The organism is Hymenobacter psoromatis, assembly GCF_020012125.1.
GTDB classification, from domain to species: Bacteria; Bacteroidota; Bacteroidia; order Cytophagales; family Hymenobacteraceae; genus Hymenobacter; species Hymenobacter psoromatis.
In genome coordinates this window covers 3,621,085-3,635,499 of the sequence record NZ_JAIFAG010000001.1, presented here as the reverse complement: position 1 = coordinate 3,635,499, position 14,415 = coordinate 3,621,085, and the positions used below count along the sequence as shown (strand labels likewise).

The 14,415-nt window shown below is 61.8% G+C and carries 12 protein-coding genes; 5 read left to right on the top strand and 7 right to left on the bottom strand.

Going from position 1 to position 14,415, the window contains the following annotated elements; all coding sequences use genetic code 11:
• Positions 1–61: 61 nt before the first annotated feature.
• Entirely contained in the window at positions 62–952 is an 891-nt protein-coding gene (locus tag LC531_RS15690; protein ID WP_223651899.1) for a LysR substrate-binding domain-containing protein, read from the top strand.
• Positions 953–1,011: 59 nt separating this feature from the next.
• Here the strand turns inward: LC531_RS15690 and LC531_RS15685 are convergent, their stop codons facing one another.
• From LC531_RS15685 to thrA, 5 genes are all read right to left on the bottom strand, one after another.
• Positions 1,012–2,277, bottom strand: coding sequence for a protoporphyrinogen/coproporphyrinogen oxidase (locus LC531_RS15685; protein ID WP_223651897.1), 1,266 nt, complete (start codon positions 2,275–2,277; stop codon positions 1,012–1,014).
• Positions 2,278–2,403: 126 nt separating this feature from the next.
• Positions 2,404–3,093, bottom strand: coding sequence for a c-type heme family protein (locus LC531_RS15680; RefSeq protein ID WP_223651895.1), 690 nt, complete (start codon positions 3,091–3,093; stop codon positions 2,404–2,406).
• A 139-nt stretch (positions 3,094–3,232) separates the two neighbouring features.
• A complete protein-coding gene (thrC, locus tag LC531_RS15675; RefSeq protein ID WP_223651893.1) occupies positions 3,233–4,525 on the bottom strand; it encodes a threonine synthase in 1,293 nt (430 codons plus the stop codon).
• Between the two features lie 158 nt (positions 4,526–4,683).
• Positions 4,684–5,622: a homoserine kinase gene (locus tag LC531_RS15670; protein WP_223651891.1), complete on the bottom strand. Its 939-nt coding sequence runs from the start codon at positions 5,620–5,622 to the stop codon at positions 4,684–4,686.
• Positions 5,623–5,729: 107 nt separating this feature from the next.
• The gene (gene thrA / locus LC531_RS15665) at positions 5,730–8,180 is read right to left on the bottom strand and encodes a bifunctional aspartate kinase/homoserine dehydrogenase I (protein WP_223651889.1); all 2,451 of its coding nucleotides are present in this window, start codon (positions 8,178–8,180) and stop codon (positions 5,730–5,732) included.
• 182 nt (positions 8,181–8,362) lie between these two features.
• Here thrA and prfA point away from each other — a divergent pair, with 182 nt between their 5' ends.
• The 3 genes from prfA to LC531_RS15650 all read left to right on the top strand — a co-directional run bounded on the left by prfA (position 8,363) and on the right by LC531_RS15650 (position 11,587).
• Positions 8,363–9,433, top strand: coding sequence for a peptide chain release factor 1 (prfA, locus tag LC531_RS15660; protein ID WP_223651887.1), 1,071 nt, complete (start codon positions 8,363–8,365; stop codon positions 9,431–9,433).
• A gap of 150 nt (positions 9,434–9,583) precedes the next feature.
• Complete coding sequence (locus tag LC531_RS15655) at positions 9,584–11,143, top strand: hypothetical protein (protein ID WP_223651885.1); 1,560 nt, start codon at positions 9,584–9,586, stop codon at positions 11,141–11,143.
• A gap of 21 nt (positions 11,144–11,164) precedes the next feature.
• A complete protein-coding gene (locus tag LC531_RS15650; protein ID WP_223651883.1) occupies positions 11,165–11,587 on the top strand; it encodes a secondary thiamine-phosphate synthase enzyme YjbQ in 423 nt (140 codons plus the stop codon).
• A gap of 26 nt (positions 11,588–11,613) precedes the next feature.
• Here LC531_RS15650 and LC531_RS15645 read toward each other — a convergent pair whose 3' ends face one another.
• Together LC531_RS15645 and gpmI are read right to left on the bottom strand one after the other, a co-directional pair.
• Positions 11,614–12,180, bottom strand: coding sequence for a hypothetical protein (locus LC531_RS15645; protein ID WP_223651881.1), 567 nt, complete (start codon positions 12,178–12,180; stop codon positions 11,614–11,616).
• A 107-nt stretch (positions 12,181–12,287) separates the two neighbouring features.
• Positions 12,288–13,823, bottom strand: coding sequence for a 2,3-bisphosphoglycerate-independent phosphoglycerate mutase (gene gpmI, locus LC531_RS15640; RefSeq protein ID WP_223651879.1), 1,536 nt, complete (start codon positions 13,821–13,823; stop codon positions 12,288–12,290).
• A gap of 216 nt (positions 13,824–14,039) precedes the next feature.
• Between gpmI and LC531_RS15635 the strand changes: the two genes are divergently transcribed.
• On the top strand, positions 14,040–14,387 hold the full coding sequence (locus LC531_RS15635) for a DUF4783 domain-containing protein (RefSeq protein ID WP_223651876.1): 348 nt from the start codon (positions 14,040–14,042) through the stop codon (positions 14,385–14,387).
• The last annotated feature ends 28 nt before the right edge of the window (positions 14,388–14,415 follow it).

Genomic DNA, 14,415 nt, shown 5'->3' with positions numbered 1-14,415 from the left:
AACTTGGCCAATACTCATTTCCAATGACGCCGATAAGAATTTCTTATTGACCTTTGCGGCTATGGAACTGCGCCAGCTTCGATACTTTGCTGAGGTAGCCGCCGAGCGGCACTACGGCCGGGCGGCCATCAAGCTGTGCGTATCGCAGCCCGCGCTCAGCCAGCAGATTCAACTGCTGGAGAGCGAGTTGGGGGTAGAGTTATTTGACCATCAGCAGCGCACCCGCCAGCGCCGGGTGGTGCTTACCGAGGCCGGTACCGCTTTTCTAGCCGAGGCGCAGCACCTGCTGCACCTCAGCCAGCAGGCCGTGGAAAATGTGCGCCGCCTGGGCTCGCGGCAAAAAACCGTGGAGCTAGGCTACTACCAACTGCTGCGGCCCGACCGCCTGGTAGGTATCGTGCAGCGCTTCAACGCAAGCTTTCCCGACGTGCAGTTTCACCTGCACGAGCTGCCCACGTTCCGGGCAGTGCAGGAGGCGCTGGTAGCCGGGCGCATCGCGCTGGGGCTGACTATGTTGCCGCTATTGCACGATGAGCTGGCGGCCCGGCCCTTCGGCCAGGGTGGCCTGCAGGTGGCCCTACCCCTCGCCCATCGGCTAGCCTCTCTGCCCGAAGTGCCGCTCGAAGCCCTGGCCCACGAAAAGTGGGTGGAAATCAGCCGTGCGCTACACCCGGTCTATGATGAGATTGAGCACCTCTGCCAGCAGGCCGGCTTTAGCCGGCGCGGGGCCATCGTGCAGGAAGTTTCGTCGCTGGAATTGCTCAGCAACCTCGTGCGCCTGGGCCTGGGCGTGGCCTTTGTGCCCTCGTTTTTCGACCTGAGCCAGGTGCCGGGGGTAGTAGCCCGCCCCTTGCGCGTGGCCGGCGGCGAAAACGTATTGCTCACGCAGTGCGTGGCCTACCTGGCCGAGCGGCCCGCACCGCTGTTGCAAGCACTAGTTGCCTTGGTGTGAGTTCGGGCAGAGCCAGTTGTCCTTACTTGATGCGCAACATGCTCGCCATGACAAGTAGTTTAACCCAGAATCATCTCCGCCACTTGCCGGCCGGTTCCCAGCGCGGCATTAAGGGAGGGGTAGCTCACCCAGTCGCCGCAGCGAAAGAGCGTATCACTTAGCTTTAATTCCTGCTGCACGGGCTGGCCGGGCGCGTACACGGGTAGCGCCTGCTCGATGCGATAGGTACGCAAGTGCCGCCACATGTGGGCCATTGGCCCAAACCAGACCACTAGTTCCTGGCGTAGCCGTGCTGTTAGGGCTTCTTCCGACAAGCCGTGCTCGCCGTGGGTGCTTACCGATACCAGGCCCTGGCCGGCGGGGGCCAGCGCCGGGCACACCTCGGCCGGAAAGGCGACGTTGTGCGCCAGCGCGTCGGGCCGGGCATTGAGGTGCAGCAGGCGATGGCCGTGGCTGGGAGCGCGCCCGGCCGTAGCAAAATACGTGCAGGTGGTGGGCAGAGCGGCAGGGGGGGTAGGGGCGGGCAGGTCGGCCCCGAGCAGGCGCGCGGCGGCCGGCCCATCGGTAGCCAGCACCACGGCGGCGGCGGCCAGCGTCTCGCCATTGGCCAGGTGCACCAAGCGGCCGCCCTCGGCCACGGTCGCCACGGCCGCGTTCAGGCGGATGGTGCCGGCCGGCAGGCGACTCGCCAGTTGATTGGGCAACTCCTGAATACCCAGCGCTGGCAGCGCGGCCGAACCCTGCATAAACTGCTGAAAAACAAACTCAAAGAAATTACTAGCCGTGTTTAATTCGCGGTCCAGGTACACGCCGCCGAAAAAGGGCCGGAAGAACGAGTCGATAATCTGCTCGCTCCAGCCGTAGCGGCGCAGGTAAGCCAGGGTCGTCACGCTAGGCTGAGCCAGCAGCTGCGCGGGCGGGCGGCCCGCTAGTTGTGCTACTAGCTTGCCAATCAAAATCTTATCCTTTAGGGTGCCAATAGGCGAGGCCAGCGCCGCAAAGGCCATGAGCGGCGCGTGCAGCGGGTTTTCAAGCACCGTTTCTTGCCCATCGGCCAGCCGGATGACGGCCCCCGAGCGAAACGTCTGCAAATTCAACTCCCCATAGTCAAACATGCGCCGGGCCTCGGGATAGTTGGTCAGCAAAATCTGGAAGCCCCGGTCGAGCCGGAAGCCATCGGGCGTGAGGTCGGTGCGAACCCGGCCGCCCACGGCCTCGGCGGCTTCGACCACTAGCACCGGCCGGCCCGCCCGGTGCAGCCAGGTAGCACAGGCCAGCCCGGCCATGCCCGCCCCAATAATCACAATAGGCTCACTACTATTCATCACTACAAACAACTTCGGGTCAACTGAACACTATCCCTTACGAAATGAAGTAATTATCAAGCTACTAAAATGAAGATTATAGCCAAAAAATTAATCGGGCTTTCATACTGAGTGGCTCACCCACGCTCAAAACAGCTTGGGCATCTTGTGTTCTTTCCATTTCTTGCGGGTTTTCATAGTGTAAAACTCGGCCACGCCGCTGCGGTCCAGCGTGAGCTGCCAGGCCCCAAGCACCTCGCCCGGCTGCCGGCCCACCGCCTTCAGGCCGGGGTACTGCTGTTGCAGGGTCTTGGCTTCGGCCAGCGTCAGGTCGCGGCCCGGCTGGCCGTGACAGCGCAGGCATAGGCTGTTGCTCAGGGTGATAGGCCGCTGGTAGTAGAACGTATCCAAGGCCGGGCGGCCAATCAGGCGCATGGTGTCGGGCCGCAGGCCGGCGGCGGCAATGGCGGCCGGCGTGGCGCTGGCCGTCGGGGTCTGCCACTCGGCCCGGTGCGGGTTGGCATGCCACTTTCGCGCCATTGAATCGACCTGCGGATACGATTGGGGACGGCAGAAAGCGGCCGCTTGCAGCAGCATGTCCTTTTTTAGCTCGCGGGCCAGGGTGCGGCGCAGCAGCGTGTCGGCATAGGCCGTGAGCGAGTCGCCGGCCCAGCGCGTGGCGTGCAGCAAATCAACGGGCATGATGCGAATAGCTTCCCAGTTGGCGGTTTCCTCGGCTATTTGCTTGGTGCCGGGCAAGTGCCTTACCTGGTCGGGCCGGCAGGCGGCCAGCACCAATAAGGGGGGTAGGAGAAATTTGATTCTCGACAAAATCATACTGCGCCAACTACTTTGGCCTGGCGAAGGTTGCGGCCTACCCTACCAATGCGAGCAAAGCGCGGTAATTGTATCAAAACGAAACCCAAACGACTCCTTCTAATGTCATCGCCTCGCTATCCTCACTATGACACGAAAGCTACTTCAGTAGCCACTCGCGCAATGCCTCATAGGTAGGCTGCAAGGCAATGCTTTGCTTAGGCTTTTCCAATAAATAATGCAGGGCGGCCGGCAGCTCAATCTTCCGCCCAATGAGCGGCTCGACTACCTCCGAAAACTTCACCGGGTGGGCCGTGGCCAGCAGGAAGCCCGCGGCGGCCGGGTACTCTTGTAAATAGTTTTCCAGCGCAAAAAACGCCACTGCGCCGTGCGGGTCGAGCAGGTAGCCGCGCGCTGCCTCCACGCGCCGGATGGTGGCGCTGGTGTCGGCGTCGCTCACCGTGTAGCCGCTCAGCAGCTGGCGAATAGTAGCGTACTCATGCTCAAATAGTTCGAGAATACGCACGAAGTTGCTGGGGTGACCCACGTCCATCGCGTTGGAGAGGGTAGGGACCGCCGTTTTGGGCGTAAAGATGGCCGTGCGCAGGTACTCGGCGCCCGCGTCGTTGGCGTTGCAGGCCGCGATGAAGCGGTCCACTGGCAGCCCCGAGGCGTGGGCCAGCAGCCCGGCGCACAGGTTGCCGAAGTTGCCGCTCGGTACCGCGATAACCGGCGGCGCGGCCGGCACCCACTGCTGCATCGCAAACAAGTAGTACAACTGCTGCGGCAGCCAGCGCGCCACGTTGATGCTATTGGCCGAGGTGAGCGTGCGCCGGCTGGTCAATTCTTCATCCAAAAAGGCTTGCTTTACCAGCCGCTGGCAGTCGTCGAAGTTACCGCTAACTTCCAGGGCCGTAATATTTTGGCCCAGCGTAGTGAGCTGCAATTCCTGCAACGGGCTCACCTTGCCCGAGGGGTAGAGAATGACCACCTCTACGCCCGGCACGCCCAAAAAGCCGTGCGCCACGGCCCCGCCCGTATCGCCGGAAGTAGCCACCAGCACCGTTACGATTTGGCTTTCGCCCCGCGAAAAATAACCCAGGCAGCGGCTCATAAACCGCGCCCCCACGTCCTTAAACGCCAGCGTGGGCCCGTGAAACAGCTCCAGCGTCCCGATATGTTCGGTAATTGGTACCAGTGGAAACTCAAAATCGACCGTTTCGGCGCAGATGCGGCGCAGGTCGGCTTCCGAAATCGTGTCGCCCACGTAGGGCTGCATTACGGTATAGGCGATGTCGGCCCGCGAAAGCAGGGGTAGGGATTTTAGAAATTCCGCCGAAAACTGCGGGATGGTTTCGGGGAAATACAGGCCGCCATCAGGCGCCTGCCCGGCAATGGTAGCCGCCCGAAAATCAACGGGCGGCGACTGGCGATTGAGGCTGTAATACTGCATAGCGTGTTTAATGCTTAAAAGTCGTCTGTCATTGCGAGCGCAACGAAGTGGAGCGCGGCAATCCTTCCTAATCGTTGGATTAGTATGCCTGCCGTGAAGGAAAGATTGCCGCGCTCCACTTCGTTGCGCTCGCAATGACAGACGACTTTGGTTATCTGCTACTCCGACGAAACGACCCGCGCGCCCTGGCCCGCAATCGGTCCCACGTGCAGGTGAAAATCGATGCCCATTTTGCGGTACACGCTGCCCATCGCCTCGGCGGCGGCGTGGGCCGTGGCCTCGTCTTTGTTGAGCATAAAAATCGACGGCCCCGAACCCGAAATGCCGCCGCCCAGCGCGCCGGCTTCCAGCGCTAGCCGCTTGGCATCGCCCAGGCCGGGGATGAGCGAGGCGCGGGCCGGCTCCACAATGTAGTCTTCTAGGGCGCGGCTAATCAGCTCGTTATCGTGGGTGAGAAAGCCGGCCACCAGGCCGCCCACATTGGCCCACTGCCGCACGGCCAGGCTCAGCGGCACCGAGGTGGGTAGCACGGCGCGGGCCTCCTTGGTCTTCACCTCAAACTGCGGGTGCACCACGGCCACCCACAGCGGCGGGGGGGGTAGGGCCACCACATCGAGCGCCGGCTGCACCGCCCGCACCAGCGTGAAACCGCCGCAAATGGCCGGCGCAATATTGTCGGCGTGGCGCACGCCCGAGGCCACCGCCTCGCCATACATCGCCATGTCAATCAGCTCTTTGTGCGAAAACCGATTGCCCAGCAGCGCATTGGCCGCCACCACCGCGCCCGCCGCGCTGGCCGCGCTGCTGCCAATGCCGCTGCCCGGCCGAATGCCCTTGGTAATGGTCACCTCAAAGCCCAGCGGCTCGGGCACGGCGCGCAACAGCGCCAGCAGGGCCGCGCCGGCCACGTTGCGGTTGGGGTCGAGGGGCAGGTCGTAGTCGTCGAGGTGCCGAATGACGAGGCCCGGCTGGTCGCGGCGCGTTAGGTGCACAATATCGTAGGGCGCGGTGAGGCATAGGCCCAGCACATCGAAGCCGCAGCCAACGTTGGCAATGGTGGCCGGCGCGTGCACGGTGACGGAAGAGGGAAGCGGCATGGGCAGGTAGCGTGGACTCTGTGAGTCCGCGTGTAATGAAAAATCAGGCGATGTGGGGGTAGCTGGTGCGGGCGACTTGCCCACGCGCGGACTCGACAGAGTCCACGCTACAAGCGGGCGGCGCGAATAATATCGGCAAACACGCCCGAGGCCGTGACCTCCGCCCCGGCCCCAGCGCCCTTCACTACCAGCGGCTGCTCGGGGTAGCGGTCGGTGTAGAAGAGCACCACGTTGTCCTTGCCGCGCAGCTCGTACAAATCGTGGCCGGGCGCGATTTGCTGCAAGCCCACCGAGGCGTGGCCATCGGCGTACTGGGCCACGAACTTGAGGCGCTTGCCCTGGCCCGCGGCCGCGTCGTAGAGGGCGCGGAAGTGCGGCTCGTGCACCGCCAGCTGCTCATAAAAGGCCGCCACGTCGCCGTCGAGGCAGGAGGGGGGTAGGAAGCTCTCATTAGCTACGTCGCTCATTTCCATGTGCTGGCCGGCCTCGCGGGCTAGAATGAGGATTTTGCGGGCCACGTCCGAGCCGTTGAGGTCGAGGCGCGGGTCGGGCTCGGTGTAGCCCTCGTCCTGGGCTTGGCGCACCACCTCGGCAAAGGGCCGCGAGCCGTCGTAATTATTGAACACAAAGTTGAGCGTGCCCGACAGCACGGCATGCATCCGGCGCACCACGTCGCCGCTGCGCGTGAGGTCACCGAGCGTGCCGATGACGGGTAGGGCCGCGCCCACGTTGGTTTCAAACAGGTATTTCGTGTTGAAATCCTGGGCCAATTGCTTGAGCTGGCGGTAGCTGGCGTACTCGGCCGAGGCGGCCACCTTATTACAAGCCACCACGGCGATGCTCTTGGCGAGCAGCGGCGCGTACTGCCCGGCGGCGGCCGGGTTGGCCGTCACGTCCACAAAGATGGAGTTACGCAGGTTCTTGCTGATAATGAGCTGGGTAAACTCTTCCAGCAGCAGCTTGGAGGCCTTATCCAAATCCTCGGGCCAGGTACGCAGGTCGAGGCCGCCTTCGTCGCTCACGAGGCAGTGGCGGCTGTTGGCAATGGCCACCACGCGCAGGTCGAGGCCCAGCTTTTCGCGCAGGTATTGCTGCTGCTGCGCCAACTGGCCCAGTAGCTTGCCGCCCACGTTGCCAGGACCTAAGATAAAGAGGTTCACCTGTTTATACGTCGCCTCAAAAAACTCCTCGTGCAGCACGTTGATGGCCTTGCGCACGTCGTCGGCCCGAATCACGGTCGAAATATTGCGCTCGCTCGCGCCCTGCGCAATGGCCCGGATATTCACCCCATTGTGCCCCAGTGCGCTAAACAAGCGGCCGCTGATGCCGGGGTGGTTGCGCATGTTGTCGCCCACCAGTGCCACTATCGCCAAGCCGGTTTCGGGCCGTAGCGGCTCCAGGCGGCTGGCGGCTATTTCGGCGGCAAATTCCTCGTTTACTACCCCCTGCGCGGTGGGCACATCGCCCTCGCTCACGCCCACGCAAATGCTATGTTCAGAAGAGCTCTGCGTGATGAGTACCACGTTGATGCGCGCCCGCGCCAACGCCGCAAACAGCCGCGCCGAAAAGCCCGGCACGCCCACCATGCCGCTGCCTTCCAGGTTCAGCAGCGCCAAGTGGCCAATGCTCGACAGTCCGCGTACTACCCCCAGGCTGGGCGGCGGTGCTACTTCCACCAGCGTGCCGTAATCGGTGGGCGCGAAGGTATTTTTAATCCACATCGGGATGCCGCGCTGGCGCACGGGCTGCACCGTGGGCGCGTATAGCACCTTGGCCCCGAAGTGCGATAATTCCATCGCTTCCTCGTAGCTGATGCGCGCAATGGGCCGCGCCGAGCGCACCAGGCGCGGGTCGGCGGTGAGCATGCCGCTCACGTCGGTCCAGATTTCGAGCTTCTTGGCATTCAGCGCGGCCGCTAGAATGGCCGCCGTGTAGTCCGAGCCGCCCCGGCCCAGCGTGGTGGTGTGGCCCTGGGCATCGGCGGCGATAAAGCCGGGCGCTACCCACAGATTATCAGTGGTTTGTTTCTGAAATTCAGCCACCAGCTTGCCCGTCGTGGCCTCGTCTACCTGCGCCATGCCGAAGCGCGAGTTGGTGCGGATGAGCTGCCGGCTATCGGCCCAGGCGGCGGCTACGCCCCGCGCCTGAAACGCGGCCACCACCAGGCGCGACGACAGCAGTTCGCCGTAGCTCATCAGCCGGTCCAGGGTGCGCGGCGAGAGCTCGCCCAGCGCAAAAATGCCGTCGGCCAGCAGGGCCAGCTTCGCAAACTGGGCGGTGAGCCAGGGCTGCACGTCGGCCTGCGCGGGGGGGGTAGGGAGCAGCGCCTCGGCGGCGGTGAGGTGGCGGGCTTCGAGCTGGCGCAGCGTCTGGCGGAAGCTCTCGTTGCCGCTGGCCGCCGCGCGGCCGGCGTTAATGAGGGCATCGGTGGTGCCGCCCAGCGCCGATACCACCAGCACCACAGGCCCCTGAGCCAGCGCGCGCTTCACGATGGCCATCACTTTCCCGATGTTTTCGGCGGAGGCCACCGACGTGCCCCCAAACTTCAAGACTTGCATACTCTCTGGTGTCGAACGCCCGGCGGGCCGCAGGCGGCGCCGCCAGGGGGGGTAGGGGCCGGGCATTGCGAAAAGCGCAAGCTTCGGCCAGCGTAAAGAATTGGCGCGGAACGCCGACCGCAAAGGACGGTGTTACACCGCCGTATCTTTGCAAACTACTGACTATTTTTTCCGACCACAAAATGCTGGATAAACTCGAAGCCATCCGCGAGCGCTACGATACCGTGAACCACGAGCTGATGCAGCCCGAGGTGATGAGCGACATGAAGCGCTTCAAGGGTTTGAATAAAGAATTTAAAGAACTGGGCAAAATCGTGACCGCTTACCGGGCTTATCAGCAGGTGCTCAGCAATATAGAAGGTGCCCGCCAGGTGGTATCGACCGAAAAGGACGAGGATTTCCGCGAAATGGCCAAGGCCGAGCTTGATGACTTGGTGCCCGAGGCCGACCGCATGGAGGTGGCCATCAAGGAATTGTTGATTCCGAAGGACCCCAACGACTCGAAGGACGTGATTATGGAAATTCGGGCCGGCGCGGGCGGCGACGAGGCCTCGCTCTTTGCCGGCGACTTGCAGCGCATGTACCTGCGCTTTGCCGAAAAGCAGGGCTGGAAAATGGAATTGGTGGACGCGATGGATGGCACCGCCGGCGGCTACAAGGAAATTGTGCTGGCCGTGAAGGGCGAGGACGTCTACGGCAAGCTCAAGTTTGAAAGCGGCGTGCACCGCGTGCAGCGCGTGCCGGCCACCGAAACCCAGGGCCGCATCCACACGTCGGTAGCCTCTATCGTGGTAATGCCCGAGGCGGAGGAATTCGATATTGACCTGGATATGAATGATATTCGCAAGGATTTGTTCATGTCATCCGGCCCCGGCGGGCAGTCGGTAAACACGACGTACTCGGCCGTGCGCCTCACGCACATCCCGACTGGTATTGTGGCCCAGTGCCAGGACCAGAAATCACAGCTCAAAAACTTCGATAAGGCGCTGGCCGTGCTGCGCTCGCGCATCTTCGAAATCGAGTTGGCCAAGAAGAATGAAGCCGAAGGTGCCATTCGTAAAAGCATGATTGGCAGCGGCGACCGTTCCGATAAAATCCGTACTTACAACTATCCGCAGGGCCGCGTCACCGACCACCGCATCGGCTACACCGTGCACAACCTGCCCAACGTGATGGACGGCAACATCGACGACTTTGTGGAGCAGCTGCGCCTGGCCGAAAGCGCCGAGCGCCTGAAAGTGGGCGTGTCGTAAGGCATCCGAAAATCGTCTGTCATTGCGAGCGCAGCGAAGCAATCGCATCAGAACGTAATGGTTCGCATCTTTTTGTTCTGATGAGGTCGTTCTGGTGCGATTGCTTCGCTGCACTCGCAATGACAGACGATTTTTCACCGTTACGCTCCCGTGCTTAAACTTCGCTACTTCCTACCCCTGCTTTTATTCGTTAGCGGCGCGCTTAGCGTGGTGCTGCCCGGCTGCAAGCCGCGCGAGGAAGAGCTGCAAACCACCGGCGGCCTGGCCTTTTCGGCTGATACGGTAAAGTTTGACACGGTTTTTACAACTATCCGCACCGTCACGAAGCGGCTGTGGGTGTACAACCATAATCCCAAGGCGGTGAACGTGGACTTGGTGAGCCTCGACAACTCGGCCACTTCGCCCTACACGTTGATTATCAACGGCGACCTAAAGCAAACAGCTACTAATCTGTACATCAGGGGAAATGATAGCCTGCTGATTCTGGTGCGCGCCCAGCTTAAGGACAACGGCCAGAATGGCCTCGCCAAGGCCTACGTGCAGGAAAACAACCTGAATTTCAGTACCAACGGTCAGAGTCAGCACGTGCTGTTGCGCTCATTCGGGCAGAATATCTATTTGCACGATGGTACGCAACCGTTGCCCTGCAACGCCGTGTGGACCAACGACCGGCCGCACGTGCTCTACAACTCGGTGGTGGTGCCGGCCAATTGCAAGCTCACTATCAAAGCTGGTACGCGCATCTACGCCCACGCCGGGGCCGCGCTCGTTGTGGAAGGCACTTTGCTGGTAAACAGCGACTTTACGCCTGGCACTGGCCCGGCCGATACCGTGAAGGCCGGCAGCGCCAACATTGTGCGCTTCGCCGGCGACCGTAGCGGCGAGCCGCAGTACGCCACCGCCCCTGGGCAGTGGACGGGCATTCTGTTCACGCCTGGCAGTCACGGCAACGTTATCCGCTACGCCCAAATTCAGAACGCGGCCATCGGCCTGCTGCTCTACAACCCCGATGGTGGCGTGCCGCCCGACCTGCGCCTGCAAAACTCGGTGGTCCGCTACATCTCGGGCAATAGCGTGGGCTTCGCGGGTGCCGCCAGCAGCCTGGGTACCGGGGCGGGCCTGTTCAATATCCGGGGGCAAGCGACGGTTAGCAACACGCTCTTCAGCGACTGCTACGAGTATGCCGTGCTAAGCCTGGGCGGTATTGATTCGCTTAATTACTGTACCATTGCTAATTACCCGGCCGCGGCCGGCGTGCGTCAGACGGCCTCGCTGTCGGTTACCAACCTGGTAACGGGCTCGAACGGCGTCAGTACCAAGCAGTCGCCGGTGCTGGATGTGCGCAATTCCATTATCTGGGGCTCCATTGATGATGAGCTCAATGTTGAAAACTACGATGATTACAAGGCTGCGGTCAGCATCAGAAACTCGGTGTTGAAAACCAAAGCTTACGCGGGTGTCGCCGACGTACCGGCCTCCACTACCACGCCGGCGCTGGCTGGCCTGGCGGCTCCGGCCTACGCCAACTTATTCAACGACCCCATGTTTGTGCGTATCAACACGGCCAGCAGCAACGACTACCATTTGGCGCCCGGCTCGCCCGCGCTGGCCAGCAAAACGGCCCTACCCCCCTTCGTACCGCGCGACCTGCCCAACCTGCCCCGCAACGCGGCTACCCCCGACCTGGGCGCCTACGAAACCACCAAGTAGCCACGGCTGCGTAGAAGCTCCATGCGCTTTATCCAAAAACGCCTGCGCCTGCCGGCCGTGGCCGAAGGTTTTCACCTCATCACCGACTTGCTGCTGAGCGAGCTACCTGAGCTGGAAACTATGCGCGTGGGCACCGCCAACTTCTGCATTCAGCACACCTCGGCCAGCCTGTTTATTACCGAAAATGCCGACCCCACCGTGCGGCGCGACTTCCAGGAGTACTTCCGCCGCCTCGCGCCCGACAACGCCGCCTACTTTCAGCACACCCTGGAAGGCCCCGACGACATGACGGCCCACCTCAAGGCCGCTATGCTGGGCACCTCCGTTACGGTGCCCATTGCCGACGGCCGGCTGCTGCTAGGCACCTGGCAGGGCCTGTGCCTGGGCGAGCACCGCCGCCACGGCGGCCGCCGGTGGGTAGTAGCCACGCTGCTGGGAGAATAGACTCTACAGAGCGGTTATTTAATAGCTTAGAGAACCAACGCTTGCGTTTGGTAACGTAGCGTATCAAAGAGCACGAGCTTTTGCAGGCCGCGCACGTCGTACTGGCGGAGCTGGCCGTTTTGCAGCGTCAACTGCAAGGTTTTTTGGCCAAAAAACAGCGCGTTATCCTGGCGCAGCGTGGCACTCACTTGCTGGGGTAGGCCGGCGCGGCTTAGCACGTCGAGGCGCACTACGGGGGCGTTGGCGTGGCCGGGCAGGCGGCGGTAGGTGTGGCGCTCGGCCCCGCCGGGCAGGGCGGTCGAATCTACTGCGTAGGCCCCGCGCAGGGCGGCTTTGTTGAGGTCGGCCTGGTAAAAAATCTGCAGCTCATCGGTCCATTTCACTTGCGGCACGCGGGTAGTGGCCGGGGCGCTGCCGCGCAGGCTAACGTGCTTCTCCACCTTCGCGTGGCGGGCGGCGAGCTGCCGCACTTGCGCATCGAGCAGCCCGCGCACGTCGAAGTACGGGCCGGCGTGGTGCGGCGCTTCCGGCCGGGCCGGGTCGGGGCCGGTGGTGGGCTGGTCGCAGCCGCTCAGCAGCGCCAGCCCGGCCACACTTACTAAATAAAAGCCTGTTCTACAACCCATTTTAACAACGTGTCCCGCACTGCGAACTAGTGCGGGACACTGCAAAAAAGAATAAATAATGCCTTTTGTTTGGCCTAGCCGGCGGCGGGGCGCAACAGGCTCTGGCCAGTCATGTGCGGCGGCTGGGGCACGCCCATCAATGCCAGCACGGTAGGTGCAATGTCGCCGAGCTTACCATCGGCCAGCGCGCCACGGTAGTCATTATCAGCCAAGATGCAGGGTACCAGATTGGTAGTGTGAGCCGTGTGGGGCGAGCCGTCAGCGTTGCGCATGAACTCGGCATTGCCGTGGTCGGCGATGACGATGGTGGCGTAGCCAGCCGCTAGGGCGGCTTCCACTACGTCGTGGGCGCAGGCGTCGGCGGTTTCTACGGCCTTCACCACGGCCTCAAACACGCCGGTGTGGCCCACCATGTCGGGGTTGGCGAAGTTAATAACGATAAAGTCGGCCGACTTGGCTTGCAACTCTGGCACCAATGCGTCGCGCAGCTCGTAGGCGCTCATCTCGGGGGCGAGGTCGTAGGTTGCCACCTTGGGCGAGGCCCGCATGATGCGCATTTCACCGGCGAATTCTTTTTCCCTACCCCCCGAAAAAAAGAAGGTGACGTGCGGATACTTCTCGGTTTCAGCCATGCGCAGCTGCGTTTTGCCGTGCGCGGCCAGCACTTCGCCCAGCGTATTGTCGAGATTGTCCTTCTCAAAAATCGGTGTTACGCCCACAAACGTCGAGTCGTACATCGTCATGGTGAGGTAGCGCAGGTTGAGGCGGTGCATCTCAAAAGCGTGGAAATCCTGCTGCGTAAGCGCCTCCGTGATTTCGCGGCCCCGGTCGGTGCGGAAGTTGAAGCACAGCACCACATCGCCCTCCTCAATGGTGGCCAGCGGCTGCCCGTCGTCGCCCACCTTCACAATGGGCTTTAGAAACTCGTCCGTTACGCCGTCTTTATATTGTTCCTGAATACTTTGAATCAGATTTTGGGAAGGTGTGCCGATGCCGTTTACTAGCAAATCATAAGCAATTTTGACGCGCTCCCAGCGCTGGTCGCGGTCCATTGCGTAGTAGCGGCCCACGATGGAGGCGATTTTGGCCCCCGTGCGCTCGTTGTATTGCTCCAGCTCGTTCACGAAGTGCACGCCGCTCTTGGGGTCGGTGTCGCGCCCGTCGGTGAAGGCGTGCACGAACGTCTGGCGCACGCCCGCCTCGTGGGCGATGGTGCAGAGCGCCTTCACGTGGTCGATGTGCGAGTGCACGCCACCATCTGACAGCAAACCAATAAGATGCACCGGCTTATTGTTCTGCTGGGCGTAAGTCAGCGCGTCGTGCAGAGCGGGCACCTGGGCCAGCTTGCGTTCCCGAATGGCCTTGCCAATGCGTACCAATTCCTGGTCCACTACCCGGCCCGCACCGATGTTCATGTGGCCCACCTCGGAGTTGCCCATCTGGCCCTCGGGCAGCCCCACGGCCTCGCCCGAAGCTTGCAGGCGGCTGTGCGAAAAGCGCCGCAGCAAGTCGTGAAAATAGGGCGTCCGGGCTTGGTCAACGGCCGAAACTTCCGCGTTTGGGGCAATGCCCCACCCATCCAGAATTACCAGTAGTACCTGCTTGTTCATGCTTGCAAAAGTACGCCCCGCACCCTAAAACGCCGGCTGGCCGTAGGAGGACCATCGAGTTTGGCAGGGTTTCAGAAAGTCCCCAAATTGGCTTCTACTGGCATAGTTTTGGCTTAACCCTAGACCAGCGCCTTCGAATCTGTCGCGGAGCTGAATTTTATGAAAGTAATTCTTACTAAAGTGCTGTTATTCGGGTGGTTACTGTGCCTCCTGGTAATGAGTACCAAAGCGCAAACCTCGGACCAACTTTCGGCCGTGCGCTCAGCAATCTCCAGCGGCTCGTCGCGCGGCCTGGCCCAATACCTGGCTCCATCGGTAGAAGTAGGGTTCGATGGCGATAAACAAAGCTATAATTCGACCCAAACCGAGCTGGTGATGAAAAACTTTTTCGCCAAAAACCCGCCGGCCAGCTTCGACATCGTGCATCAAGGCTCCAGCAACGAGGGTATTCCCTACGCGGTGGGCCACTACGTGGGCCGCAACGGTAATTATCAGGTCTTTATTAAGCTCAAACCCAAACAGCCTACGCCGACCATAGATACGCTCGACTTTACGAAGGAATAGTCACCTGAGCCTTGTAGCTAAGAACCCG

Coding starts and splice junctions, on each gene's coding strand:
- LC531_RS15690 (WP_223651899.1), top strand. CDS start 62: ATGGAACTGCGCCAGCTTCGATACTTTGCTGAGGTAGCCGCCGAGCGG.
- LC531_RS15685 (WP_223651897.1), bottom strand. CDS start 2,277: ATGAATAGTAGTGAGCCTATTGTGATTATTGGGGCGGGCATGGCCGGG.
- LC531_RS15680 (WP_223651895.1), bottom strand. CDS start 3,093: ATGATTTTGTCGAGAATCAAATTTCTCCTACCCCCCTTATTGGTGCTG.
- thrC (WP_223651893.1), bottom strand. CDS start 4,525: ATGCAGTATTACAGCCTCAATCGCCAGTCGCCGCCCGTTGATTTTCGG.
- LC531_RS15670 (WP_223651891.1), bottom strand. CDS start 5,622: ATGCCGCTTCCCTCTTCCGTCACCGTGCACGCGCCGGCCACCATTGCC.
- thrA (WP_223651889.1), bottom strand. CDS start 8,180: ATGCAAGTCTTGAAGTTTGGGGGCACGTCGGTGGCCTCCGCCGAAAAC.
- prfA (WP_223651887.1), top strand. CDS start 8,363: ATGCTGGATAAACTCGAAGCCATCCGCGAGCGCTACGATACCGTGAAC.
- LC531_RS15650 (WP_223651883.1), top strand. CDS start 11,165: ATGCGCTTTATCCAAAAACGCCTGCGCCTGCCGGCCGTGGCCGAAGGT.
- gpmI (WP_223651879.1), bottom strand. CDS start 13,823: ATGAACAAGCAGGTACTACTGGTAATTCTGGATGGGTGGGGCATTGCC.
- LC531_RS15635 (WP_223651876.1), top strand. CDS start 14,040: ATGAGTACCAAAGCGCAAACCTCGGACCAACTTTCGGCCGTGCGCTCA.